At 59.7% G+C, this 25140-nt stretch carries 19 protein-coding genes and 3 pseudogenes; 4 read left to right on the top strand and 18 right to left on the bottom strand.

The window, feature by feature from the left end; translation table 11 throughout:
* Positions 1–32: 32 nt before the first annotated feature.
* Positions 33–2618 (bottom strand): bifunctional diguanylate cyclase/phosphodiesterase, encoded by a 2586-nt coding sequence (locus tag AC3ISG_RS12165; RefSeq protein WP_489299402.1) that lies wholly within the window; start codon positions 2616–2618, stop codon positions 33–35.
* Between the two features lie 32 nt (positions 2619–2650).
* Positions 2651–3658 (bottom strand): DNA-binding protein, encoded by a 1008-nt coding sequence (locus AC3ISG_RS12160; protein ID WP_489299401.1) that lies wholly within the window; start codon positions 3656–3658, stop codon positions 2651–2653.
* 180 nt (positions 3659–3838) lie between these two features.
* Between AC3ISG_RS12160 and AC3ISG_RS12155 the strand changes: the two genes are divergently transcribed.
* The 3 genes from AC3ISG_RS12155 (at position 3839) to AC3ISG_RS12145 (ending at position 6482) form a co-directional block, all read left to right on the top strand.
* Entirely contained in the window at positions 3839–4804 is a 966-nt protein-coding gene (locus tag AC3ISG_RS12155; protein WP_489299400.1) for a tyrosine-type recombinase/integrase, read from the top strand.
* Positions 4805–5008: 204 nt separating this feature from the next.
* Positions 5009–5377 (top strand): histone-like nucleoid-structuring protein, MvaT/MvaU family, encoded by a 369-nt coding sequence (locus tag AC3ISG_RS12150; RefSeq protein ID WP_122537008.1) that lies wholly within the window; start codon positions 5009–5011, stop codon positions 5375–5377.
* A 259-nt stretch (positions 5378–5636) separates the two neighbouring features.
* A complete protein-coding gene (locus AC3ISG_RS12145; RefSeq protein WP_489299513.1) occupies positions 5637–6482 on the top strand; it encodes an alpha/beta fold hydrolase in 846 nt (281 codons plus the stop codon).
* A gap of 27 nt (positions 6483–6509) precedes the next feature.
* Here the strand turns inward: AC3ISG_RS12145 and AC3ISG_RS12140 are convergent, their stop codons facing one another.
* The 12 genes and pseudogenes from AC3ISG_RS12140 to AC3ISG_RS12085 all read right to left on the bottom strand — a co-directional run.
* Positions 6510–6683, bottom strand: a complete 174-nt coding sequence (locus tag AC3ISG_RS12140; protein WP_163022165.1) for a hypothetical protein — start codon at positions 6681–6683, stop codon at positions 6510–6512.
* Between the two features lie 99 nt (positions 6684–6782).
* Complete coding sequence (locus AC3ISG_RS12135) at positions 6783–7124, bottom strand: hypothetical protein (protein ID WP_489299399.1); 342 nt, start codon at positions 7122–7124, stop codon at positions 6783–6785.
* Positions 7125–7211: 87 nt separating this feature from the next.
* Positions 7212–7577, bottom strand: coding sequence for a response regulator (locus AC3ISG_RS12130; RefSeq protein ID WP_122537251.1), 366 nt, complete (start codon positions 7575–7577; stop codon positions 7212–7214).
* Positions 7578–7669: 92 nt separating this feature from the next.
* A complete protein-coding gene (locus AC3ISG_RS12125) occupies positions 7670–9058 on the bottom strand; it encodes an ATPase domain-containing protein (RefSeq protein WP_489299398.1) in 1389 nt (462 codons plus the stop codon).
* 270 nt (positions 9059–9328) lie between these two features.
* Positions 9329–9535: a hypothetical protein gene (locus AC3ISG_RS12120; protein WP_489299397.1), complete on the bottom strand. Its 207-nt coding sequence runs from the start codon at positions 9533–9535 to the stop codon at positions 9329–9331.
* A 77-nt stretch (positions 9536–9612) separates the two neighbouring features.
* Positions 9613–10497, bottom strand: a complete 885-nt coding sequence (locus tag AC3ISG_RS12115) for a manganese catalase family protein (RefSeq protein WP_346626006.1) — start codon at positions 10495–10497, stop codon at positions 9613–9615.
* 353 nt (positions 10498–10850) lie between these two features.
* Positions 10851–11114 (bottom strand): PAAR domain-containing protein, encoded by a 264-nt coding sequence (locus AC3ISG_RS12110; protein ID WP_489299396.1) that lies wholly within the window; start codon positions 11112–11114, stop codon positions 10851–10853.
* A gap of 72 nt (positions 11115–11186) precedes the next feature.
* Positions 11187–11825, bottom strand: a pseudogene (locus AC3ISG_RS12105) (DUF2931 family protein).
* Positions 11822–12499 carry a hypothetical protein gene (locus AC3ISG_RS12100; RefSeq protein ID WP_489299395.1) on the bottom strand — a complete coding sequence of 226 codons (678 nt, stop codon included), beginning with the start codon at positions 12497–12499 and terminating at the stop codon, positions 11822–11824. Before AC3ISG_RS12100 ends, AC3ISG_RS12105 begins: the two are co-directional and overlap by 4 nt.
* Complete coding sequence (locus tag AC3ISG_RS12095; protein ID WP_489299512.1) at positions 12486–12995, bottom strand: DUF2931 family protein; 510 nt, start codon at positions 12993–12995, stop codon at positions 12486–12488. The genes AC3ISG_RS12100 and AC3ISG_RS12095 overlap by 14 nt, the downstream gene beginning before the upstream one ends.
* 125 nt (positions 12996–13120) lie before the next feature.
* Positions 13121–13942 (bottom strand): annotated as a pseudogene (locus AC3ISG_RS12090) (phospholipase effector Tle1 domain-containing protein); the annotation flags it as partial.
* A 774-nt stretch (positions 13943–14716) separates the two neighbouring features.
* A pseudogene (locus AC3ISG_RS12085) lies at positions 14717–17053 on the bottom strand (type VI secretion system Vgr family protein); the annotation flags it as partial.
* A 248-nt stretch (positions 17054–17301) separates the two neighbouring features.
* Here AC3ISG_RS12085 and AC3ISG_RS12080 point away from each other — a divergent pair.
* Complete coding sequence (locus AC3ISG_RS12080) at positions 17302–18444, top strand: MalY/PatB family protein (protein ID WP_489299394.1); 1143 nt, start codon at positions 17302–17304, stop codon at positions 18442–18444.
* 37 nt (positions 18445–18481) lie between these two features.
* On the opposite strand, the gene AC3ISG_RS12075 is transcribed toward AC3ISG_RS12080, so the two are convergent.
* The 4 genes from AC3ISG_RS12075 to glgB form a co-directional block, all read right to left on the bottom strand.
* Entirely contained in the window at positions 18482–19666 is a 1185-nt protein-coding gene (locus AC3ISG_RS12075) for an acetyltransferase domain-containing protein (protein ID WP_489299393.1), read from the bottom strand.
* A 192-nt stretch (positions 19667–19858) separates the two neighbouring features.
* Positions 19859–21586 carry a gamma-glutamyltransferase gene (gene ggt / locus AC3ISG_RS12070; RefSeq protein WP_489299392.1) on the bottom strand — a complete coding sequence of 576 codons (1728 nt, stop codon included), beginning with the start codon at positions 21584–21586 and terminating at the stop codon, positions 19859–19861.
* A gap of 194 nt (positions 21587–21780) precedes the next feature.
* Positions 21781–22374, bottom strand: a complete 594-nt coding sequence (locus AC3ISG_RS12065; protein ID WP_489299511.1) for a TIGR04211 family SH3 domain-containing protein — start codon at positions 22372–22374, stop codon at positions 21781–21783.
* Positions 22375–22890: 516 nt separating this feature from the next.
* Positions 22891–25140: a 1,4-alpha-glucan branching protein GlgB gene (gene glgB / locus AC3ISG_RS12060; RefSeq protein ID WP_489299391.1), complete on the bottom strand. Its 2250-nt coding sequence runs from the start codon at positions 25138–25140 to the stop codon at positions 22891–22893.

The following is a 25140-nucleotide window of genomic DNA, read 5'->3' as shown; positions in this document are numbered from 1 at the left end:
GCAAGAAGCGCTGCGAGGGCAGCGCGCGCACTTTATACGTTTGTGCCCAGCGCCGCCGTATTTCTCGCTGCCAACAGCGCGTGGAAGTCCGAGGCGGTCAGCGGGTGACTCAAGAAATAGCCCTGACCCTCCTCGCACTGCACTGACTTGAGCAATTGCAGGTCCTCAGCGGTTTCGATGCCCTCCGCCGTGACAGTGAGCGAAAGCGCCCGACCCAGTCCGACGATGGCCTGCACGATGGAGCGGTCGCCTTCGCTTTCGCTGAGCCGGGTCAGGAAGCTGCGGTCGATTTTCAGCCCGTCGAAGGGGAACGTACGCAGGTAACTCAGCGACGAATACCCGGTGCCGAAGTCATCCATGGCGATGCGCACCCCCAGCTGCTTCAGGGTCCGCATGACGTCCAGCGCGCCGACAGCGTCCTCGATCATCACCCCTTCGGTGATTTCCAGTTCGACCCGCGACGGTTCGATGCCGGTGGCCTTGAGGGCCGCTTGAACACGCGCGGGCAAATTGCCGCGCTTGAACTCGGCAGGCGACAGGTTGATGGAAACGAACAGCTGTTTCGGCCAGCGCGCGGCTTCGCTGCATGCCTGCTTCATGACCCAATCGCTGAGGGGGATGATCAATCCGCTTTCTTCGGCGATGGGAATGAAGGTGTCCGGCGGAATCAGGCCGCGCTGGGGATGCTGCCAACGCACCAGCGCTTCGGCGCCGACCATTTCGCCGTCGGCAATGCGAAAGCGTGGCTGGAAATGCAGACGCAGCTCGTCGTGTTTGATCGCGTAGCGCAAGTCGCTCTCAAGACGGCGGCGTTCGATGATCCTGGCGTTCATGTCGCCTGCGTAGAACCGCCAGGTGCCACGGCCGCCAGCCTTGGCCTCATACAGCGCGATGTCCGCGTACCGCAGCAGTTCGGCAGCTTCGCGGGCATCGGTGGGCGCCATGGCGATACCAATGCTGGCGCTGACGAAAATCTCCTGGTCGTCGATCAGCACCGGGCGTTCGATGGACTCGATCAGTCGCCGGCACAGCGATTCGACTTCGTCCTGAGTCTGGGCCTCGCTGAGGATCAGCACGAATTCGTCGCCGCCGACCCGCGCGACGAGATCGCCATGGCGCACGCAATCAGACAGCCGACTGGACACGTCATTAAGCACCCGATCGCCGGCGGCGTGGCCGAGCAGGTCATTCACCGGCTTGAAGCGGTCAAGGTCGATGCTCAGCATCACCAGTGGCGAGTCGAGTGTCGGCAGCGCTTTCAGTTTGCCGTCGAGAAACTCCTGCAGCCGGACCCGATTGGGCAGCCCGGTCAGGGCGTCGTGCTGGGAGAGAAATTCGATGCGTCGGCGGGCTTCCACTTCTTCGGTGACATCGGTGGCCGTGCCACGGAATCCGCCCGCCGCCATCGAACGCGCCGAGAGGCGGCTGATGCGTTCGCGGCCGCAGGTCTCCAGATAGCGGCACTGGATGGTGATGTCAGGGCGACGGTTAGGGATCGCCAGCCACTGGGACACTTGGCCGAGTTCGGTTTGCAGCAGGTCGTCCATCAGGGCACCGATCCACTGCGTACGGTGCAGGCCGGTCACGCTTTCGAAGCGGTCAGAGAGGTAAGTGAACCGGCCTTCGCTGTCGATTTCCCAGACCCAGTCCGAACTGGCCTCGACCACGTCACGAAAGCGCGCTTCACTGGTGGCGAGCGCGCTCTCGCTTTTCTGTAGGGACGCATAGCTGTCGTCAAGGGACCGCGCGGCAGCGGTGGTGCGTCGCAAAATCGCCCAGGTCATCAGGCACACCAGCGCGGCGGCCAGCCCAATCAGTGGCAGACCGAGGGCCAGCAACCGCTGCCCCGGCGCGGGCGGCGTCCAGTGCAAAGCACCCGCAGCCCCGCCTTCACCCAGCGGGAAGATCGACACTTGCTGGCGCTCGTCCGGCGTGGCGACGTGCAGCCCCTCCACGCCGTACTCCTTGCCCAGAACGGCCAGCTTGGCGTCGTCCAGCACGTCGACGAAGATCAACACCGAGTGCAGCCGGTCGTCCGCGCTGACGCTTGGGTCGGTGCCGGGCGTGATGGCGGCTGCGGCGACGAGCGCGGGTGTACCGTTCAGGTCGATGAAAGCGGTGAACGGGGTTTCTGTCTCGGCGCCCTCCCGAGCCCTGGCCAGCAGCAGGTCCTTGGCAGGGCCCAGCCACGGCTCGGCATCGGCCTTTTCCAGTTCGCCTTCAACCACGGCATACACCGTGCGATCGGCGTCATCAATGACAAACACGCCTTGAAACCCGAAATCGCTGTACAGCGTCGATCCGATGTTCTGACGGACAAATGCCCAGTCGGGGTCGACCTTCAGATGCAGGTAGCGGTAGGCATCGCCCCAGAAGGCGTAGTCCTTGACCGTGACGGTCAGGGTTTTCTGCAGGGAGCGCACTGCTTTTTCGGTATAGAACGCGCTTTCGAGTTCCTCGGTGTGATCAAGGTCGTGGGCGAGGAACATCAACAAGTAAGCGGCCAGCAGAAACACGCCTGCCAGCAGGAACACAAACTTGAACAACGAGCCCCGCGCCAAGGCCACGGTCGAGGGAGTGGCGGGCTTGATGACATCGGGGTTGGGCTGATAGGACATGGATTTCCGCAAGCTGAAGACCGGTGGGTCGCTTACGGCTGTATCGGCGGCGGTGTGGCAATGTTGAGCTGCACCTGAGCGCGCAGGCTGTCGTTGTCCTCGCTCAGAACCGCAAGCCGCTGATTGGCCTGCGCCCATTGCTCATTGGCCAATGCCAGCGCTTTCGCCAGGGATTTACTTTCCGCTTTTATGGCCGCCAGTTGCTCTTGCAGCTGCTCACGGGCGCCGTCGGCTTTCGCGGTGGCCATTTGGGCAGTGCGAAGTTCCGCAGCGAGGCGCTGCGCCTGGTCGTGCTGATCCGTGAGCACCCGCGCCTGTTGGCGCAGTTCGCCGAGCAGACGCTCGTTGTCGCGGGTCAGGCGCGTGGATTCATCCTGCTTGATGATCAGCGTCTCCTGGAGTTTTCGTTGCTCAAGCTGAATCTGCTGAAGCTGGGCGTCGTGACGACGCTGATCCTGCTCGCGCTGTTCCTTGATGGCCTCGCGGTAGTGCTCCAGCGCCGCGCGGGCGTGCACATGCTTTTCTTCGAGGGACTGGATTTGCACGTCCCTGTCCCGTACCCGCACCTCAAGGTCCTGACACTGCTGACTGAGACCGGCATTTCGCGTCAGTTCCGACTGCCATGAGGAATGGGTGATATGCAGCTGAGCGCCCTGATCGGTCAACGCGGCATGTTGCGATTCGCACTGATGCCTGGCTGCTTTGAGCTCCACTTCAAGGGCTTCCAATCGGGTTTCCCAACCTGCTCGCTGGTGATCGAACTCCGCCTGTGCCTGGGCAATGACCTCCGCGCCCTCCTCCGTCAGTCGATCAAGCAAACCCTCAACCAGCGCCCTTAGCTCATCGCCCATGCGCTCCCGCGAGGATGCTTCGGCAGGCGCCTGGACGTCGAGTTCCTTGAGGTACCGGGCAATGGTGGTTTTCGAACCCGTATTGCCCAGCTCTACGCGCACGGCGTCGATGCTGGGATACGCGCCCTTGCTCAGCAACGCCAGTCGCGCGCGCTCTACCAGTGCCTTGTTGATCCCGCCGCGTGCCATGTCCGCTCCTACAATTTCGTACCGTGTTACGTAACACGTTATTACAGGCTACGTTATCAGCTAAAACGTTGTGTGGAAATGTTTCTTACAGCAGCCGATAATAGTGCTTTATCGCCTCTCAGATGGTTAAGCGGCGACCAAAGCCGGCAAAGCGCCTGTGTCACGCCGATCGAGGGATACATGGAAAAAGCAGATCGATACCTGTCAGCAGGCACCCGAGCCAACACACGTCGCAGCTATCGGGCCGCGATCGAGCATTTCGAAGTGGCCTGGGGCGGTTACCTGCCCACCACGGGCGATGGCATCGTGCGTTATCTCGCCGAGTACGCGGACAAGCACGCCATCAGCACGCTGAAGCAGCGTCTGGCGGCCCTCGCCCAATGGCACGTTACCCAGGGATTCCCGGACCCGACCAAAACGCCCACCGTACGGCAACTGCTCAAAGGCATCCGGGTCGTGCATCCGGCGCAGGCCAAACAGGCGGCGCCTTTGCTGTTGCGTCACCTTGAGCAAGCGGTCGCCTGGCTGGAGAACGAGGCCGACGCTGCGTGGCAGCGCGGCGATCACAAGACGCTGATGCGCCATCGGCGCTCCATCGCCCTGGTGCTGATCGGTTTCTGGCGAGGGTTTCGCGGCGATGAGCTGGCCAGGCTGGACATCGGCAACACCCAGGCGCAGGCCGGCGAAGGCATCAGCTTCTACCTGCCGTACAGCAAAGGTGATCGCCAGCATGAGGGTGCCACGTTCCGCACCCCGGCACTGAAGACACTCTGCCCGGTCAATGCCTATATCAACTGGATCACCGTGGCCGGCCTGACTCAGGGGCCAGTGTTCCGGCGGATCGACCGCTGGGGTAACGTGTCCGTAGAGGCAATCAATTCACACAGCCTGGTGCCGATGTTGCGGCGCATCTTCAAAGACGCCGGTTTGCCCGACGACCTTTACAGCAGCCACTCCATGCGCCGAGGATTTGCAACTTGGGCGTCTGGCAACGGCTGGGATATTAAAAGCCTGATGAATTACGTCGGCTGGAAAGACATTAAGTCGGCCTTGCGGTATGTAGACCCCACCACCTCGTTTGGCGGACTGGCATTGAAACCCGCATTGAACCCGGCCGTGCAGCCTGCAGCGCTGGCTCAACTCTGATCGGCTCACATGTTTTAAAGCAACCTGAGGCCCAGCCGTCGACAACCCTGGAGTTAAGTCAGAAAAGTTTGCTGTTAGTGCTGGCATCCATGCGCCCACTCGCACTACAGTGTCTACGGTTACACCAGTAACCACCGTGCGCTCCAATGTTCGCCAGTGCTAACGCCGCACGTCAGTATCAACAAACCGAAACATGGAGTTCCAATGTCAAAACTTGCTGAATACCGCCAGCTTGAACGTCACCTTGCCGACCAGCTCGCTGCCCTCGAAGCCATGAAAGGTGATAAAGGCCTGGAACAGGAAATCGAATTCGAAGGCAAATTGCGTACGCTGCTCGGCGAATACAACAAGAGCCTGAAAGACATTATTTCGATCCTGGATCACCCAACCGGATCCAAGCAGGGCAAGCACACCAGCGCGCCCGAGAAGACCACTCGCAAAGCCCGCGCCGTTAAAGTCTACAAAAACCCGCACACCGGTGAAGTCGTCGAGACCAAAGGTGGCAATCACAAAACCTTGAAAGAATGGAAAGCCGAACACGGTTCCGACACAGTCGAATCCTGGGTTTCCTGATCGGCCTGTCAACGGGGAACGGGATATAGACCGTCGCTCCATTGCTGATCTCCCGATGCGCGCGCCTGTTGCGCGAGCATCGGTGACTGGATGAGCGCACTCTCGTTAGTCTGCAATTGCCAATCGCGCAATTGAATCGCTCGAACCTATACACCTCATACATAAGCCCGGCATTCGCCAGGGCTTCGCTGGTACTGTCTGCTGGAGTACTCCCGTGAAGAACATAGTGGCTGGCGTGCTGAATGTTTCCTATCGCGACATGGGCCCTGGCGATGGCCCTGTTGTCGTATTGCTCCACGGATTTCCCTATGATATTCACGCGTACAACGAGGTGTCGGCGCGGCTTGTCCAGGCGGGCTGTCGCTGCATCGTGCCGTACCTGAGGGGGTATGGCCCAACCCGCTTTCTTGATTCAGCCACGCCCCGCTCGGGTGAACAGGCGGCACTGGGGGCAGATCTGCTGGCGCTGCTGGATGCATTGAAAATCCCGAAAGCGATTCTCGCCGGTTATGACTGGGGTGGGCGCGCCGCGTGTGTGGTAGCCGCGCTGTGGCCGGAACGGGTGACGGGGCTGGTCAGTTGCGACCCTGGCTACAACATTCAAGACATTGCCTCGGCAAACACCCCGGCATCGCCCGAAGCCGAGCGACGCCTGTGGTACCAGTTTTACCTCCACGGCGAACGCGGCCGCGCGGGCCTTGCGGCCAATCGGGCTGAGTTCTGTCGGTTGCTGTGGAAGCTCTGGTCGCCGACCTGGCCATTCGCAGAATCCACCTTTACGGATACCGCGCAGTCGTTCGAAAACCCAGACTTTGTTGACGTCGTGGTGCACTCCTATCGCCATCGCTATGGACTGGCGCCGAGCGATCCCCAATATGGCGTTCTTCAGGAGCGGCTTGCGCGAAAGCCACAGATCACGGTGCCTGCAGTAGTTCTGGCGGGTGCAGACGATGGGGTCTCATCGAAACGCGATGAACGTTCTGCGGTGAAGGGCTTTGCAGGGCCAGTACGACGGCTGGTGATCGCGGGAGTGGGCCACAATGTGCCACAAGAGGCGCCGGCAGAATTTACCGATGCGATATTAAGCCTGCTTATCAATGAATGAGTGCAGACAGCCCGAACGCCTGGTGATTCAGGACTGCTCGGCGTCGCTTAACTCAACCGCCGACTTGGCCGCTTCAACTTCATCGTCAAAATACAGTTCAGCGCCCTGATCATCTTTGACGCGAAAGACAGCAGTAGCACCTGACTGCCGGTGTTCGAGGGGAATATCTTCACCTTCCAGTCTGACAACGGCCACAGCCATTATGAATCTCCTGTAAGCAATACTGACAGCAACCGAACCCGCTCACGCTTGAGCCCCTTCCAATCTACTATCAGCTTTATGGTTCAATGCCACCGCTCATCACGCACGGTATTCAGCGTACGACCGAAATTGAGGGTGTATCGGTGACGCGCTAAACATCTGTGCACTTTGAACAGTGACAGGCAGCGGGCGATATTCAAGATCGATCAGGCGAACGCCGTTGATCAGGGGCTGCCCACACGGCAATGCGCCAAATGCCGTGGCCAGCAGAATCTGCTCGGGATCAAACAACACAATGGTCTCTGCGCTGTCCGCGTCCATATACAGCGAGTACGGACAGGGAACGTCCGGACAGACGTGATGACGAAGTTCGTTCAACGCGCGCAAGCGGCGGTAGACAACGGTGCCTTCACCCAACGATCTGCTGTACCAGGTATTCATTGCACTGCCCATCTCGTAAGCGTTATCAGTATCGACCCTGGGCTGAATCGATTCGTTCAACAGCAATGACGATGGACGGGGAGAACGTCACAGGCGAGCTTTAAACAGGGCGTGAATCTTGTCGATGACCTGGTCTATATCAAATGGCTTTTCAATCACTTCGTCAAACAGGTCTGGCCGTTCGGCCCCCATGTAAGCCTGTGCGCCACTCATGAGCATGATGGGCGTCAGGGCGTGCATCGCGCGGGCCTTGATGCTCTCGGCGAGTTCCAGGCCGGTCATGCCCGGCATCATGAAATCGGTGATGATCAGGTCGGGCCGCTCGCGGTCCAGAATGTCCAGCGCCTTGTGCCCGCTGCCGGCCACCACCGTCTGAAAGCCCTCGTCCTCCAGTGCGAAGCTGAGGATATCGGCAATCAGGTATTCATCATCAATGATCAGAATGGTCGGCATCAGATGAGCACGTCCCACACTGTCGCGAGGGTCGGGCGCCTGCGTGAACAACTCACTGGTAGTGACCACCCCCACGTTGCGAATCGCATATCTCAGACCTTCTTCATGGTGATTCCAGCGTTGCTCATCACGACTTCAAGTGGCGAGGGATCGTAGGCATTGTCTCTGATCTTCAGAATCGAAACCTGCCGTTGAAGTTCAGTCCGATGCTGTACGAACTGGACGAGCAGCAGGTTATCCACGGCGCCGGAGATATCCGTTGCAGGAAAGCTCACGGGGCCGTCAAACAATCGCTGCGCTTCCCAGGCCGCCATCACCGTGACTCCGCGGGCGCGAAGTTCGCTGAGCAAGGCGTCAAGCACGTCTGGCACTCGGCTCTGATCGGCGGCCGCCCGGCCCAGGGCGTTGAGGCTGTCGATGAACACGCGTTTGATCTGTAGTCGCTCTACCCTGTCGAGCAAGTCGTAACAGGCGCGATCAATCAGACCTGCCGAGGCTGGGGACCAGACGATGTGCAGCGCGTCCGACGCCTGCAGTGCCGTCAAGTCCACGCCGAGCGAACGTGCTTTGCTCATCGCCCGCTGCGGCGACTCGTGAAAACCAAAGTAAAGCCCTGGTTCCTCTGCGCAACAGCCGCCCAGAAACTGGATGCCCAGTGAAGTCTTGCCCGCCCCTGAAGGCCCCATGATCAGCGTGACCGAAGACCGGACCAGACCGCCACCGATGTGGGCGTCCAGCCCCTTGATGCCGCTGCTCAGCATGGCGTGGGGGTATTCGGGCATGGCGTCGTTTCGGGTCAGCATGCATTCGAGACGCGGGTAAATGGAAATGCCCTGCTCGTTGATTTCGAATTCATGTGCGCCCGGGATCGCGCCGCTGCCCCGCGTCTTGCGCATCTTGATCCGACGCACCGTCCTCGACCCGACCGTGTCTTCGCCCATCTCGATCACGCCGTCGACCATGGTGTGCTCGGGACTGCCGTCGTCCAGTTGCGAGCTGGTCAGGAACAGCACCGTGCAGCCCGCGAAGGCGGCGTGCCCCTGCAGCTCGGAGATGAATTGTTTGGTGTCCAGAGGCGTTTCTGCCCTGGAGCGCGCGTTGAGCAGACCGTCCAGAATCAACAGACTGGAATGCTGGCGGGTGATCTCGCGGCGCAGCAACTTCACGACTTCGTCCAGACCATCGTTCTCCAGGGTGTCAAACGCGCTGACAAACTGGATGCTCTGGCCCACCGCCGCGCGATCAAAGAAGCTCAGGGTGGAGAGGAAATGAAACAGCCGGTCATGGGGTTCGGCAAGCAACGTTGCGAACAGCACGCGGCCGTTTTGCCGGACATGGTTGAACCCCAACTGATTGGCAAGGATTGTCTTGCCCGACCCCGGGCGCCCTTGAATGATGTACGAGGCGCCGGCAACGAGGCCTCCTTTGAGCAGTGCGTCGAAGCCCTTGATCCCGCTTTCAAGGCGTTTTAGCTGATTCAAATCCGCTCCCTTTCCCGATGTGCATCAGGCCTGAAAATACGCATTGCTCACGCGCGAAGGCCGATACAGTGGCGGGTAATCGCGGATCAGTCCAGCGTGTCGCAACGCAGCGGATTGCGGGAGGTGCCGCTGCTGCTTCGGGATCCCGTTCCGCGCCCTCGACAGACACAAAAAAAGCCCGCTTTCGCGGGCAAAACCGATGGAGTCATAGGGGATGAAACAGTCCAGTCCGCAAGCGCTACTGTGAAATAGCCACAGAAACGCCGAGGCTCAATGAAGGCTGTCGACCCCTTTCACGGATTTCGGCAATAGTCCGGCCTTGGATTGCTGAACGAACAACGCCGTTCTGAATCCACGCCCCAGCGTCGCTGCTTCCGCTTCAAAGCGAGTCAAACATGAAGTGAAGTCCGGCTGGGCTTTATCGCTGAACAATTCGCTGGCTCCATTGAGCGTCGAATCTTCAAGTAAACGGCTCATCAGAAATCTCCAGGCTGTACGCGGTTGTGATCACATAGACCGTATGGCCGGCTGTGCACCGACCCTACTCTCAAGCTTTACTCCGCTTTGCCCTGTGCCAGACCTGATCCGAGATCAGCACCGGTCATCGGTTCAGCGTCCAGGTCAGACTTCAGTCGCTCTTTCATCATAGTCAGGGTGACCGAATCGTCTTCGCTCAACGTGACCGAAGCGGTGCCGTCACCACCGTCTACTGCCGGCTTTGGATTCTCGACGTATTCGAAATCAGCGTCGCTGTTCCATGGCCCGCGTACGTTCGGCTCGCCGTTGGACATACTGAAGTAAGTCCGGGAGAACTCTGGCATGCCTGGCAGCTTGCCTTGCGGGAAGTTAGGCTGGATCGAGTGCAGCGCTTTCTCGAAGGAAATCTGATGCGCGATTTCACGGGTCATCAGGAAGCCCAGCGCGTCCTTGATGCCTGGATCGGTGGTCACGTTCATCAGGCGTTCGTAGACAATCTTCGCCCGTGCTTCGGCAGCGATGTTCGAACGGAAGTCCGCCGTCGGTTCACCAATGGTGTCGATGTAGGCCGCAGTCCATGGCACCCCGGCGGAGTTGACCAGCGGTGCACCACCGCCGTACAGCAGGCTGGTGATGTGTGAATCATTACCGGCACCGTTGATGTCACGGTACAACTCGCCTTCGGCTTGCACGCCTTCGGCCAGTTTGCCCTTGGCGCCCTTGTTGAGCATCACGATGATCGAGCCAATGATCTCAAGGTGGCTCAGCTCCTCGGTCGCGATGTCCAGCAACAGATCTTTACGACCTGGATCTTCTTCAGCCAACGCTTGGGTGAAGTAACGTGTGGCCGCTGCCAGCTCGCCTTGGGCGCCGCCAAACTGCTCCAGGAGCAAATTGGCCAGACCCGGATTAGGCTCGGCGACGCGAACGGTGTATTGAAGACGCTTATTGTGCAGGAACATAGTGTTACTCCCTTCTCAGGCTAATTCGTATCAGGGTTTTTAACGACAAGTTCATGTTTCGATTACGGCGATCGGTCAACTAAGCAGAACGCACAGATATAAAGAGACGTGCCTGAAGCTCGAATTCAGGAAAGCGAAGATGGACCCGACAAGTGGTTTGGCGCTGAAAGTTTAATAACGGTCGATTGTGTTCCGACAGGCGGCGTGTTGATGTCTTGAAGGCCCCGTTAAACATGGAGGGGTTACCGCAATCGACCTGAAGCAGCGCAGAGCAGTGCGAAACCGACGGCATTGCACCGTCGATTTCTCCGTGTTTTTTTGCGAGACCCTTCGGTGACCAGTGCAGTTTGATTTCAGCTGGTAACGGCGCCCTTTGGGCCACTGGCAATGAGCGCCGCACCACAGGCGGTTTTCATGCCGTCCAGCGCAACGGAGATTCCATCCACCGCGTACGTGCTGCTGCCTTCGGCGATGGGGAAAATACCTTTGCATAACGGGCAACTGACGTTGTGCCCTACCCCGGCGATGGGCTTGCCGTTGAGGTCGGTGTGCGAAAAGGCCTGAAGCACAACGCCGCCGTGAGTGGTGAGGTCGCCTAGGCGGATGATGTCTTTCATAGTTGTGAAGACTCTCGGTTAGTTTGATTGAGTAATTATCGCAAGCGGCGTCTTGGAACGTTGACAATCGATTTACCAACTTCCATAAGGAATGCCGTGCTGGTCTATCCACGCTTGTGCCGCTGGATTTGGTGCTCTGTAATACAGCCCTTTATTGTTCAGATAAGGGCCGCGAGGCTCAACTTCGGCCTGAAAGCGGCCGACTTCTTTGAAGCCCAGACATGATCCGCCTAACCAGACTTTGACGATCCCGCCAGGTGCCATGCCTAGCGTGATCGTCTCTCGATAGTCTTCCTTTCACTCGGCTGCCCATCGACAAAACGCTCGCTCTGGCCGAATCATCTCTTCGCGTACCCACTGGGGTATTTGTATTTTGATCTTGTAAGCCTGAGGCTCTACCAGTGACTGCCAACGCAGGAAAATCTGGTCGGGTAGATCGACGTTATTTATAGGTTTTCCTCCCGACACCCCTTGTTGCCAGCCCTCGACTTTCCCTGTATAACTCGCGACGCCGCCGTGCACCCTGAAGAAAGCGAGTCCACGCGTATCCAGAACGTCGACGGTTTCCACCCAGACTTCCATGTGCTTGGGTGCAGCGAAACCTATGTACCAGGCCGGATACGGCAGCTTGGGGGCTGGTGGTAATCTTGGCCCACTCGCGTAGGCACTGAGATTGATCAATAAACCAACCGCAAATATCAGATGCCTCATTCGGGGTAACCTTCTTGCGGACGGTTGAAATGCACATTCCTAGGATTAAGTGGTGCCGGTTTGCTGAAAAGGAAGGGACCCTCAGGGGTCCAGTGCGCGGATATGTGGATGTAACGCGCTCGTAGCAATGCCTCTTGTGCAGGCTCAAGGCGTACGAGTCGGTCCGTCATTACCTGCTGCAAGATTCGCTTCGAGATTGGCACGAGTTCATCCGGTAACTTGAAGCGTTTATCCGTATCGGTGATGACGTCGAATGCCACCCCGTGACGCACGCCTAGCTCACGCATGACACGCAGTGCGATCAGACTAAGTTCGCCATGCACCGGGCGTTCAAGGATTACGGTTATCCAGTAGTGCTCCATGGCCGACGCAGCTTTGCCGCGAGGGTTAGTTGCTGCTGGCCAGGCTTTCACAGCAACGTTGCCATCGCGCGCAACGCTTGACTCCCGCAAGACCTTGGCGTCCGCCTCTGCACGAGCCCATGCGGCATGAGATTCAACCCTTTGACCAGTCGGAACGCTGGCCTTGCAGGGCGGCGTCATACACAGCTTTTTTCGTGCTCGTGGGAGATAGCCTCCGCCGACATCGGAGTGAGCGCCGCACTGGATTCTGAGACGTTCATTTGTGCGGTGGCGCGATGGGTGCGAGGCCGCATCAGCATTACCAACTGCCATACGGAATGCCGTGCTGGTCTATCCAGGCTTGTGCCGCTGGATTTGGTGGTCGGTAATACAGGCCTTTATTGTTCAAGTAAGGGCCGCGAGGCTCAACTTCGGCCTGAAAGCGGCCGACTTCTTTGTATCCCAGGCAAGATCCACCCACCCAGACTTTAACAATTCCCCCCGGCGCCATTCCAAGGGTGATCGCGTCGCGATAGTCCTCCTCCCATTTGCCTGCCCATAAGCAAAAGGCTTGCTCTGGCTTGATCATCTGATCGCGCACCCACTGCGGTATCTGAATACTGATCTTGTAGGCTTGCGGCTCAACCAGAGATTGCCAGCGCAGAAAGATACGCTCAGGAAGATCGACGTTGTTGATAGGCTTCGACTTGCCCGCGCCATTTCCCCAGCCCTCCGGCTGACCGGTGTAACTCGCGACTCCGCCATGCACTCGAAAAAATCTCAGTCCTCGCTGATTGATCACATCAACCGTCTCCACCCACACCTCCATATGTTGGGGGGCCGCCAGACCGACATACCATGCTGGATATGGCAATCTGGGGGACGGTGACATTGAGGGGCTCATTGCGCAGCCACTCAGACCGATCAGTAACCCAGCCCCTAAGACCAGGCGCTTCATTCTGGGTACCCCTCTTGCGGGCGGTTGAGATGCACATTCCTACGATTTCGCGGTGCCGGCTTGTTAAGTAAGAAGGGGCCTCGTGGGGTCCAGTGCGCGGACATATGGATGTAACGCGCTCGTAGCAACGCCTCTTCCGCCGGTTCAAGTCTTACGAGCCGGTCAGTCATTACTCGCTGCAAAATTCGCTTGGCGATAGGCAGGAGTTCATCCGGTAACTTGAAGCGTTTATCCGTATCGGTGATGACGTCGAATGGCACCCCGTGACGCACGCCTAGCTCACGCATGACACGCAGTGCGATCAGACTAAGTTCGCCATGCACCGGGCGTTCAAGGATTACGGTTAGCCAGTAGTCCTCCATGACCGGCGCCGCTTTGCCGCGAGGGTTAGTTGCTGCAGGCCAGGCTTTCACCGCAACGTAGCCATCGCGGGCCACGCCTGATTCGCGGAGTACCTTGGCGTCCGCCTCTGCGCAGGCCCAAGCGGCGTGGGATTCAACCCTTTGACCGGTTGGAACGCTGGCCTTGCAGGGCTGCGTCATCCACAGCTTTTCTCGCGCGCGTGGCAGATAGCCCCCGCCGACATCGGAGTGGGCGCCCGGCAGTCCGATCTGGAGGTGCGTGTGGTGCACGTTGTTAAGAGAAAAGTCGGCGCGGTACTCGTCGAGCGCCTGTAGCTGAATGACCTGCCGCGCGCAGTCGGGTGGCAGGTAGAGATTGACGCCACGATTAACGTCGTCGCCAGGACTAAAGTCCCCATGCAGAGGGTCTGAGATGGCCGCAACAGTATCGAACAGGCCAATCAGATTAATGCTGACGTCAGATGCTGCATCAAAACTCTTCAACAGCCCGAACCCGCCGCCTTTGAGCATATCTTCAAATATTCCACGTGCAGGCTTCAGCAGTTCATTGGCACAATGCCGGGCAGCCGCCGCGCCGCGACTGAAACCGAAAATATCGAACTCGATTTGCTGGATGTGAACCCCAGGATTTGTTTGGCGAAAGCGCTCCAGCTCTTTCGACGCCAAAGTTGGCGCTTGCAGAACTCGTGCTACGACACCCGTTTCACCCTGCCCGAGAGCTTGACCAACCAGCATGTCGTCCTCCCCGCCACTACGAGTGCCGATCCCTGCTATGTAAGCGGAGATGTAGGCGATCGTTTGGTCTACCTTGAGTGGAGTAGTACTGTTGTCCGGATACAAGTCATACAAATACGCCACGTTACTTGGCGCATTCCCATAACTGTTATCTGGAGCGCTGTTAAACGCGCTCCCGTCAAACTCCCCAAACCCATACTGCTTGCACGTCGCCGCAATGCTCTCAAGCTCTTCACGACTGAAACTGTCCAAATCCGATTGTCGGCACTGTGCGGTCGCTGCCGCATTGCTCTGGTTATTCCCCGTACCGTCAAAGAAAAGCCCGATACGCAGAGTGATGCCCTCGGTGATTTCTTCTTCCTCTTCTTCCTCCTCAAGTGGCTCGGGCTGTTCAACCGGCGCGGCATTTTTGATCATGCTCCGCTCGTAATGAATATTGCCGCCGCTGAAGCTAGGCCAGAATTCGTGCAGTTCAGGCGGAATATCCAGCAGGGGCGGCAGGACTGGCATTTCAATCGGCTGTTCCGCTTTCGCTTTGAAATCGAAGTGCGCGGCCTTGATCAGGTAGTCGCCGGCGGTGCCGGATTCGATGCTGCACCGCTCGATGGCTAGGTAGCTGCCGCCGGCGTTCAGGACGATTCGCTTCTTCGCGGCGATGTGGATTTCGTCTTCGGTGCTGGTGATGTTTATTCCCTGGCGAGCGAGCAGTTCAAGCGTGTCGTTCTGCGCCTGGATGCTCACCGGGCCTTCGTTGGAGATCAGCTTGAGCCCGACCTTGCGCACGAACAGGCTCAGGCCCTGGCCGATACCCATGAAGAGTTTCTTGACCACGCTGAGGTCGGCATGGCCGCCCGCGTTGAGCATCAGGTTTTCTTGCGCGGCCAGTTGCAGGTGCTTGCCGCTAGTCAGGGCGATGCCATCCGGAGCGCTGAGCAGCAGGACCGAGGATTTGAGCGCGTCCAGGTCCTGTTTCAGCAGATCGAGTTGCGCCTGCACGTCCGCCGGGGATGCGTGGCTAACGGCAGCATCTGCCGAGATTTTTTCCAGCTGTTCTCCGGCACTCTGCAAGCGACCGACTGCAGCAGACATATCGAGCTGTTTACCCTGCGCTTTGGGTTGTTCATCCGCACTAATAAACACCCCGCGCCCGGCCCGAATCGCACCCCAGCCATCGGTGCGCAATTCAAACCCTTCGCCGCGCTTATCCTTCTCGTTGTCGACCAGATGCCCAAGGTTTAGCTGGCTCTTGCCGCTGTGCTCGGTGCTGAGTTTGATGTGCTCCTTGCCGCGATCATCTTCCATGCGCAGCTTGTTGTTCGCCGGGGTCCGCAGCACGTTGCGTTTGTAATCGCTGCGCGTGAGGGTGACGTGATCGGGATGGCGACTGTCATGAAGCGCATGGGCTATGTAAGGCCGATCCGGGTCGCCTTGCTCGAAGGCAATCGCCACTTCGGTGCCGCAGATCAGCGGCAAGTGCAGGCCGTGGGTATCGCCCGCATAAGGTCGGGCGAGGCGCAACCAAAGGCTTTCCTCACCCAGCTCCCAACTGTCGCGGTCAAACAGAAAGCTGACCTTGTAGCGGCCTTCGCGGTCGATGTGACTGTAAGGATCGTTGGCCAGCGAGCTGGTGACCCGCGCCGGGACGGTTCCGGCACTTTGCGGTTTCGCCAGCAACGGCGGCCGAAAGCAAACGCTCTCGGAATAGGGAATCGCTTCAAAGCTCAGTTCGAAACTGCGATCCCGCGCCGCACGCAACCGTAGCCTTGTGATCACCGCCCCCGGTTCAAAAGCCTGAGGCGCCCCACCGGAAATCGCCAGCACCTGCGCCAATTCCAACGAAGCACTGCTGCTCACGCCACTTAAGCGAGTCTGGTTATTCAGATACCGCTCATGCCGCAGTCGACCATAGAAAAACCCGCTTTCCCCCAGCAGATCCTCATCCTGATCCAGCTTGTCGCCCAATACGCGATACGGCTCCGCATAGTGATACGCCTCGCCATAGGTCGTCGAATCTCCCCGGGTCTGATCAACATCCCCATCCAGCCACGCACCAGCATCCCGATAGTGATAAGCCCGAAAGTGAACGTTCTTCTCCACCACTTCATGACTGACCTGCAGCCCCCAAACTCCATCCTGCCCGCTGCTGCCCAACCCCGACGGAGGCCTGAGCGGCAAACTGATCCGAGGGCGAACGTAATGCCGCTGATCATCACCAAACTCGACGACCGCAATACCCAATCGCTCATCGTTGCTAAAGCGGTACCAGATCCCCACCTCCGCCAGTAGCCGCGAAATAAACGCCAGATCGCTCTCGCCGTACTGCATCACCTGCTCGCGCTTCGGGTAGTCCCGCACCAGCGTGAACAGAAAATCCTGCCCTTCGAAATCATGCCGAGTGCGCAAAATACTCTCGACAATCTGCGGCACCGACTGATGCTGATAAATCCGGAACTGCCGCCCACGACCCAGCAACGCCAGCCGCGGCTGCAAAGTAATCTCGTATCTGGCCTCGTCAGCCGAACCGGAAAGCCGCTTAAAACCCGTGACCACCCCATGCAACGTTCGCAACGGTTTAAACGACGGGACCGGCAAACCACGAACCGCCACCGGCAGGGTGTGAGGCGCAGCATGCAGACTGAACTGCGCTGTCTTCCCCAGCATCCGCTCGGCGCCGATGTCCTGCTCGACGGAAGTAAACTCCACGCGATAAAGAAACGGCTGACTCAGCTGTTCCTCGCCCTCGAAGGCAAGAACATCGAGCGCAATGGGCAGACGATGAATAACAAGTGTGTGGCGACTGTGATCGAAGAAAGGCGGCATTGCGTTAAGCATGAATGAGCGTCCCTGGCAGGAAAATGCGCCCCCGACCGGTCCATAAAGAACCGATCAACTCATCCATGACAGGGGCTGAAGCGGGCGAAGATGCGGCATTTCAAAGTGTGACTCCAGAGGGGGAGGCACGAAGGAGACGGTTCCAGCGGCATTTACGGACTAATCCTACAAACCCAAAATCGGCAGCAAACCCAACCCCGCTTTCTCTGGCACAATCCCCTCTTTTTTCGAGCAGGACAGGCCAGGACATGGATCTGAATAACGTTTTTCAGCGCTTGAACACCGGCAGCAAGAAGTGGAGCCAGTACCCCGAAGATGTGCTGCCGATGTGGGTCGCAGACATGGATTTCCCCGTGGCCACGCCCATTGTGCAGGCGCTGAAGAATCGTCTGGAGCACCCGCTGCTGGGTTATTCCGTGCCCCAGCAAGCGTTGCGGGAAACCCTGGTCAAGCATCTCGCTGACCGGTACGGCTGGCAGATCGAGGCGCACGACCTGGTATTTCTACCCGGGGTCGAGCCCGGCGTGAACATGGCGCTCCATGCACTGGTCTCGCCATCCAGCGCGGTGCTGGTGCAGACGCCCAACTATTCACCGCTGCTGCACGCGCCGGCCAACTGGAAACTGCCGCGCATCGATCTGCCCTTCCAAGTTGACGCCCAGGGCGAATACCCCACCGACGTCGCGGCACTGGAACGCGCCCTGCCCGACCATGGCGCGCTGCTGCTGAGCAATCCCCACAACCCGCTGGGCAAAGTCTTTGAACGCGACGAATTGCTCGCCATCGGAGAAGCCTGTGTGCGGCGTGATGCGCTGATCATTTCCGATGAGATCCACGCCGACCTGCTGTTCGACGGCCGTCAGCACACGCCGATCGCTTCCCTGAGCCCGGAGATCGCGGCGCGCAGCGTGACGCTGATGTCGGCGAGCAAGGCGTGGAACATTGCCGGGCTGAAAAACGCGTTCGCCGTGGTGCAGAACGCCGAGTTGCGACAGCGTTTCAATGCCGGGCGCCTGGGGCTGGTGGACAGCGTCAACGCACTGGGCCTGGAGGCTACCGAAGTCGCTTATCGGGAAGGCGCTCCGTGGCTGGAACAAGTCGTGGCGTATCTGCAGGACAACCGCGATTACCTGGCCGATGCCATCAAAAACCGCTTTCCGGGGATCACGATGCACCTGCCCCAGAGCACGTACCTGGCGTGGCTGGATTGCTCCGGCCTGGGGCTTGAGAGCCCGCAGCAGTTCTTCCTCGAACGCGCCAAAGTTGCGCTCAGCGACGGACTGGAATTCGGCGACGACTGCGGCCAGTTCGTGCGCCTGAACTTCGGCTGCCCACGGCCAATGCTGGAGGAAGGCTTGGCGCGCATGGAACGCAGCCTGCGCGACATCTGACACCTTCCCGGCTAAAGCCGGTCCTACATGGCCGTGGTCAGAAGTACTTGAGCCAGGCGATGTCCCGGCGACGCGCCTTGAGCGCGGCGAACCAGTTCACCGCCGGCCATAGCACGACGGTGAGCACCGCGGCGCAACCCCACAGGCCCAGTACCGAAGTGAACCCAAAGTACTGGCCTTGGGTGGTGCCCCAGATCGCAACTGCGCCGAGGTAAAGCAACTTCAGCACATACAAGTGCATGAGGTAGAAAAACATCGGCGCCGCACCAAAGGTCACCAGCGGTCGCAGCCAGGCCCGGCCCTGTTGTCGCTCAAGCCAGGCCAGCACCAGCAAGCCGACACCCAGCGTGAGGCTGATGAACAGCAGCGACGGCGGGTACTTGGTGACGTTGAGCACGCTCATCAGGGTCTGCGTGGTGGTGTCACCTTCCACCCAGGGTTTCTCGCCATAGCCGTTGATGCCGCGCAGGGCGAGAAACAGCGTCAGTGCGCCAAATCCCCAGGCAATCAGGTTGATCTCGCGCTTTTCTGCACTCGCGTCGCGGCCAAACCACGGCCCGGCGGCGTAGCCCACGGCAATCACGCCGATCCACGGCAGCAGCGGGTACGACGTGCGCAGGCGCAGACTGTCGCCGACCTCGATCCAGCCGCGGTCATGCAGAATCGCCCACGGGATGTGCATCGCCGAGCCCGCGGCAAAGTGCACGTCATCCAGCAGGTTATGCCCGGCGATGATCGCCAGTCCCAGCGCCGCCAGCACCCCGCGCGGCAGTATCACCATCGCTGACAGCGCGATCATGCTCAAGCCAATCGCCCAGATCACCTGCAGGTAAATCACCGTCGGCGGAAACTGGAATGTCCAGGCGAAGTTCACCAGCGTCAGTTCAAGCGCGATCAATACCAGCCCGCGCTTGAACAGAAACCCCGACAGCGCGCCCTTGCCCGCATGCCGTTCGCCGTACAGCCAGGCTGAAAGACCGGTAAGGAACACGAACAGTGGTGCGCAGAAGTGCGCGAGGGTGCGGCTGATGAACAGGTCGACGCTGGTGTGGGCGACGTCCATCGGGTCGCTGACCTGATGGTGCAGAAAGAATGTCTCGCGCACGTGGTCCAGCAGCATGAAGATGATGATCAGCCCACGCAGGGCATCGATCGATTGCAGGCGGCCGGGGTGAGCGATGGGCGTGGCGGGAGATTGCAGAGGGACAGACAGGGTTTGCATACGCAGTGGACTCTCGAAGCGCGATAACCGACAGGCCCATGTCAGGCCTGTAAAAAGCGAGTTATAACATAACACTTCAAGGTGTCCTACGCGCAACCAAAATCATGCGCAGGATCTTGCCTGAGGAACACCGCAGCACACGTCACCGGACGCGAGCACCCTGCCCGTCCGGTGACTCGGCTCGCGCTCCGATCAATAACCGAGGGACAGGCCGGTGCTGCGACGCGGATCGTTGGCACCGTAGAAACGGTTGTTGCCCACTGGCGTCCCACCCAGCGCCGGCGCGCCGACGAGAATGGCAGCCAGATGATTGGCGTCCTGAGGACCGGCGAACTTATGGCCCCAGCTTTCCAGGATCTTCTGGGTATCCGGACTGACAGCGAAGGCCTCCAGATTGGTGGTTTCCGGCATCCATTGCTGATGGAAACGTGGCGCATCAACGGCTTCCTGGATGTTCATCCCGTAGTCGATCACGTTAAGCATGGTCAGCAAAGTAGCGGTGATGATGCGGCTGCCGCCCGGCGTGCCGACCACCATCACCGTCTTGCCGTCCTTGGTGACGATGGTCGGGCTCATCGACGACAACGGCGACTTGCCCGGCGCGATGGCGTTCGCTTCACCCTGAATCAGGCCGTACATGTTCGGCACGCCGACCTTGGAGGTGAAGTCGTCCATTTCATCGTTGAGGATCACGCCGGTGCTGCTTGCCATCACGCCAGCGCCGAACCAGTCGTTGAGGGTGTAAGTGACAGAAACCGCGTTGCCCCACTTGTCGACGATGGAATAGTGGGTGGTGTTGTTGCCTTCGTGGGGCGCGACGCCGGGCTTGATGTTCTGGGAGATGCCGGCTTTCTGCGGTTCGATGGCGGCGCGCAGCTTCGCGGCGTAGTCGCGGTCAAGCAGATGGCTGATCGGGTTTTTGACGAAATCCGGATCGCCCAGGTAGCTGTTGCGGTCGACGTAGGCGTGACGCATGGCCTCGATCTGGTAATGCAGCCCTTGGGCGGAGTGATAGCCCAGTTCCTGCATCGGGTAGCCTTCGAGGATGTTCATGATCTCGCAGATGACCACGCCGCCGGAGCTCGGTGGCGGCGCCGAGACCACGTGGTAGCCGCGGTAATCACATTCGATCGGCGCCAGTTCGCGGGTTGCGTATTTGTCGAGATCGGCCTGGGTGATGATGCCCTTCCCTGCCTGGCTCGAATCGACGATGGCCTTGGCCACCCAGCCCTTGTAGAAACCATCGCTGCCTTTGGCGGAGATTTCCTTGAGGGTTTTGGCAAGGTCTTTTTGCACAAGGGTGTCGCCAACCTGCAGTGGCTGGCCCTTGTTCAGGAATATCGTGCCCAGGTCCTTGGCGTCGGCCTTGAATTCGTCGGTGGCGGTGCCGAGCAGATCGACATCACCTTGCTCCAGGGCGAAGCCGTTTTCAGCGAGTTTGATCGCCGGCGCAATGACTTCGGCGCGTTTTTTGGTGCCGTATTTGCTGAGCGCCATCTCCATGCCGGACACAGTGCCGGGCACGCCAACGGCCAGGTGCCCCTTCGAACTCAGGTCCGGCACGACGTTGCCGTCCTTGTCCAGGTACATGTTGGCGGTGGCGGCCAGAGGCGCTTTTTCGCGGAAGTCGAGGAAGGTCTTGCGCCCGTCCGCCAGCTGGATGGTCATGAACCCGCCCCCACCCAGATTGCCGGCGGCGGGATAGACCACCGCCAGGGCGTAACCCACGGCAACGGCTGCATCGACTGCGTTGCCGCCGGATTTGAGCACGTCGACACCCACATGGGTGGCCAGGTGCTGCGCGGTGACGACCATGCCGTTTTCAGCAGCGGCCGGGGCCACGGAAGCGGCGTGGGCGCAGGACAGACCAAGGGCAAGCACCGTCGCAATGAGCGACTGGGCGAAGGGTTGGTACTTCATGGGCAGTTTCTCTTTTTTCTTGTGGTGGGAGACAGCGGTGGGCAGAGGGTGCCCCGCACTAAACTAGCGCATGGGGGAAAAGTTGCCAGTTATTGCCAAGGACGCGGGCCAGGTTTTTGCCCAAGACCCGGGATAAGACCCGGCATGGGGAATGCCGGGTTCAGTGCGCGTGCAGAAGGTAGGACGAAGCGGACTCAGAACCAGCGATCGTTGCGCTTGCGGCCCTTGGTCAGGGACGGGAGGATCAGGCCCAGCAACAGGCCGGCGCCGGCGATGCTGCCGCCGTACACCATGTAACGCATCAGCACCTGATTGTTTTCGTCACCCAGCTTTGCCTGGGTCGTGCGCAAATCCGACTGGGCGCTGGCCAACTGCGCGTTCAGGTCCTTGGTCCGTGCTTCGAGCTCGTCGACCAGTTTTTTGCGCGACTCCAGGGTTTCCTGCATGCCCTGAACCTTGGTCTTCCAGTCGTCGTCGATGGTCTTCAGTTGCGCGCTGAGGTCCGCGGCCTTCTGGGTCAATTGCGGCAAGCGCTCGGCCTGCCCCGGCACTTCTTGCAGGTCCGCGGTGGGAATCCAGACGTTGTCGCCAGCGCTGCCGCGCACTTGGCTGTAGTCGCCCTGGGTGTTGATCAGCTCGACTTTCTGTCCGGACTTCAAGGTGCCGACGATGCGGTAGCCGTCGGTGGGACCGCTGCGTACGTAAGTGCTCAGGGTGTCACTGACCCAGCGATCCTTGCTCGTGGTTTCGGCCAGCGCGAACGGGCTGGCAACGGCGGCGGTTATCATGGTGGTCAGCAGGCCGGCATTGAGCAAACGGCGTCGAACGCCCGGCACAGGGGTCAAGGGAAGGGAGGCATCGGAGGGAGAAATAGGCATGGATAATCTTCGACAAATTGAAAAGAAGGCCGATGGGCGGGCCGCATGCATGGGAATAACGCCTGATCGAACAGCGCCGAACAACGCGCTGCAACTGCGGAAATAGGCATCTGGCGCGGGCGAGATTCAGCCGAACGTCGAGGGCCGTAACCCGGGCGTACTGCGCGCGCAGTGGTCAACAGACCATTGAAAAGATGTCAGGTTCAGTGGCGAGGGATGACATTCGTTAGGGAAAGGTCCCACAACGTCTGTTGGAAGGGCTGAAACGACTGTGGGAGCGAGTCCGCTGACGAATGCTCTATCAGACGATCATGTCGACTGAAAGAAAGCTATTCGGGAGCAAGCTCGCTCCCACAGGTTTGCTACTCAGTTGCTACTCGGCCATTGCGCTGCGTCGAGAAAAGCACGGCTCGGCGCAAGGCGTTATCACTCATCGTGCTGCAACTGCTCAACCGTTGGCTTGAGAATCACCACGCCCAGCGGCGGCAGGTTCAAGGACAACGAGAACGCCTGGCCGTGACTCTTGATCTCGTCGGTGCGCACGCCGCCGCCGTTGCCAAAGTTGGAACCGGCATAGACCCCTGCATCGCTGTTGAACAGCTCGGCCCACTTGCCGCTGAACGGAACGCCAACGCGGTAGGCTTCGCGCGGCACCGGCGTGAGGTTGGCGACCACCAGCAACGGCTCGCCCTCCTTGCTCCAGCGCAGGTAGGCATAGACGCTGTTACCGGCGTCGTCACCAATCACCCACTGGAAACCCTGTGGCTGACAGTCCTGCTCGTGCAGCGCCTTTTCCGTGCGATACAACCGGTTGAGGTCGCTGACCAGCGTGTGCACGCCCTTGTGCTCGGCGTACTGCAGGAAATGCCAGTCCAGCTCGGTGTCGTGATTCCACTCGCGCCACTGGGCAAACTCGCAGCCCATGAACAGCAGCTTTTTGCCCGGGTGGGTCCACATGAACGACAGGTACGCGCGCAGGTTGGCGAATTTCTGCCAGCGGTCGCCTGGCATTTTATCGATCAGCGAATGCTTGCCGTGCACCACTTCATCGTGGGAAATCGGCAGCACGAACCGCTCGGACCAGGCGTAGACCAGGCCAAAGCTCAGCTGTGAATGGTGGTGCTGGCGATGGATCGGGTCCTGCTCGATGTACTTGAGCGTGTCATGCATCCAGCCCATGTTCCACTTGTACGAGAAACCCAGACCGCCTTGTTGGGTGGGTTGCGAAACGCCCGGCCACGAGGTCGATTCCTCGGCAATGACCAGCGCGCCAGGCGCTTCGATCGCAACCACGTCGTTGAGGTGGCGCAGGAAATCGATGGCTTCCAGGTTTTCGCGACCGCCGTAACGGTTCGGCACCCACTCCCCGGCGTTGCGGGAGTAGTCGCGGTACAGCATTGACGCCACCGCATCCACGCGCAACGCATCAACGTGGAAGTTCTTCAGCCAATGGATACCGGAGGCAATCATGAAGCCATGGACTTCGGTGCGACCCAAGTTGTAGATCAGGGTGTTCCAGTCCTGATGGAAACCTTCATGGGGGTTGGCGTATTCGTACAGCGCGGTCCCGTCGAACTGGGCCAAACCGTGTGCATCGGTCGGGAAGTGCGCCGGCACCCAATCGAGAATCACGCCGATGTCGTTACGGTGGCAGGCATCAACGAAGGCAGCGAAGTCTTCCGGTTTGCCGTAGCGCGCACTCGGTGCAAACTGCGACAACACCTGATAACCCCATGAACCGCCGAACGGGTGCTCCATGATCGGCATCAGTTCGATGTGGGTAAAGCCCAGGTCCTTGATGTAAGGAATCAAATTCTCGGCCAGCTCGCGCCAGTCGTACGGGCGATCCGGCTCGTCATCGCCGCCGTGGTGCCACTGCCACGAGCCAGCGTGCAGCTCGTAGATCGACAGCGGCTGATGAATGTCGTGCTTGTCGCCCCGAGACTGCATCCACTCGTGGTCCTGCCATTCAAACGCCAGCGGCGCAGCGACTTTCGAAGCGGTAGCGGGTGGCAGCTGAGTGGCCAGGGCCATCGGATCAGCCTTGAGCGGCAGAACGCCATGCTGGCCGAGGATCTCGTACTTGTACGCTTCGCCCGGGCCGATGCGCGGGATGAAGATTTCCCACACGCCGGTCGGGTGACGGAGGCGCATCGGGTGACGACGGCCGTCCCAGCTGTTGAAGTCGCCGACCACCGAAACCCGGCGGGCATTCGGAGCCCACACCGAGAAGCGCACGCCGTCGACACCGTCGACATTCTTGACCTGCGCACCCAAGGCGCTGCTCAGGTCGCGGTGGTTGCCCTCGGCGAACAGGTACAAGTCCATCTCGCCCAGTTGCTCGCCGAAGCTGTACGGGTCTTCGGTGATTTGCTCGCCGGTGGCCCAAGAGATTTTCAGCAGATAGGGTTCGCGCACCGCAAACTGCCCGGCAAAGAAGCCCGGCTTGTCGGTCATGCTCAGCTCGCCGAGGTCACGTTCGCCGTCGCGAGACAGCACGCGCACCGCCAGTGCATTGGGCAGATAGGCGCGGATTACCTGGCCTTCAGCGCCATCGCTGTGGGGGCCGAGCATCGAGAACGGGTCGCGGTGCTCCGCACGGATCAACGCGTCCAGGTCGACGGCGCTGGGCAATATCGCGTGGTTGCCATTACCGAATTGGTCAGACGCACTCAT

This window comes from Pseudomonas sp. GL_135, from assembly GCF_057834665.1.
This window is presented reverse-complemented; position numbering and strand designations above follow the sequence as displayed.

Excerpts from the sequence above, each read along its gene's own strand:
- AC3ISG_RS12100 (WP_489299395.1), bottom strand. The coding sequence starts at position 12,499 with ATGGCAGTTGGTAATGCTGATGCGGCCTCGCACCCATCGCGCCACCGC.
- glgB (WP_489299391.1), bottom strand. The coding sequence starts at position 25,140 with ATGAGTGCGTCTGACCAATTCGGTAATGGCAACCACGCGATATTGCCC.
- AC3ISG_RS12110 (WP_489299396.1), bottom strand. The coding sequence starts at position 11,114 with ATGAAAGACATCATCCGCCTAGGCGACCTCACCACTCACGGCGGCGTT.
- AC3ISG_RS12135 (WP_489299399.1), bottom strand. The coding sequence starts at position 7,124 with ATGAATACCTGGTACAGCAGATCGTTGGGTGAAGGCACCGTTGTCTAC.
- ggt (WP_489299392.1), bottom strand. The coding sequence starts at position 21,586 with ATGAAGTACCAACCCTTCGCCCAGTCGCTCATTGCGACGGTGCTTGCC.
- AC3ISG_RS12075 (WP_489299393.1), bottom strand. The coding sequence starts at position 19,666 with ATGCAAACCCTGTCTGTCCCTCTGCAATCTCCCGCCACGCCCATCGCT.
- AC3ISG_RS12140 (WP_163022165.1), bottom strand. The coding sequence starts at position 6,683 with ATGGCTGTGGCCGTTGTCAGACTGGAAGGTGAAGATATTCCCCTCGAA.
- AC3ISG_RS12065 (WP_489299511.1), bottom strand. The coding sequence starts at position 22,374 with ATGATAACCGCCGCCGTTGCCAGCCCGTTCGCGCTGGCCGAAACCACG.
- AC3ISG_RS12095 (WP_489299512.1), bottom strand. The coding sequence starts at position 12,995 with ATGGAGGTGTGGGTGGAGACGGTTGATGTGATCAATCAGCGAGGACTG.
- AC3ISG_RS12160 (WP_489299401.1), bottom strand. The coding sequence starts at position 3,658 with ATGGCACGCGGCGGGATCAACAAGGCACTGGTAGAGCGCGCGCGACTG.
- AC3ISG_RS12145 (WP_489299513.1), top strand. The coding sequence starts at position 5,637 with ATGGGCCCTGGCGATGGCCCTGTTGTCGTATTGCTCCACGGATTTCCC.
- AC3ISG_RS12120 (WP_489299397.1), bottom strand. The coding sequence starts at position 9,535 with ATGAGCCGTTTACTTGAAGATTCGACGCTCAATGGAGCCAGCGAATTG.
- AC3ISG_RS12115 (WP_346626006.1), bottom strand. The coding sequence starts at position 10,497 with ATGTTCCTGCACAATAAGCGTCTTCAATACACCGTTCGCGTCGCCGAG.
- AC3ISG_RS12130 (WP_122537251.1), bottom strand. The coding sequence starts at position 7,577 with ATGCCGACCATTCTGATCATTGATGATGAATACCTGATTGCCGATATC.
- AC3ISG_RS12155 (WP_489299400.1), top strand. The coding sequence starts at position 3,839 with ATGGAAAAAGCAGATCGATACCTGTCAGCAGGCACCCGAGCCAACACA.
- AC3ISG_RS12080 (WP_489299394.1), top strand. The coding sequence starts at position 17,302 with ATGGATCTGAATAACGTTTTTCAGCGCTTGAACACCGGCAGCAAGAAG.
- AC3ISG_RS12150 (WP_122537008.1), top strand. The coding sequence starts at position 5,009 with ATGTCAAAACTTGCTGAATACCGCCAGCTTGAACGTCACCTTGCCGAC.
- AC3ISG_RS12165 (WP_489299402.1), bottom strand. The coding sequence starts at position 2,618 with ATGTCCTATCAGCCCAACCCCGATGTCATCAAGCCCGCCACTCCCTCG.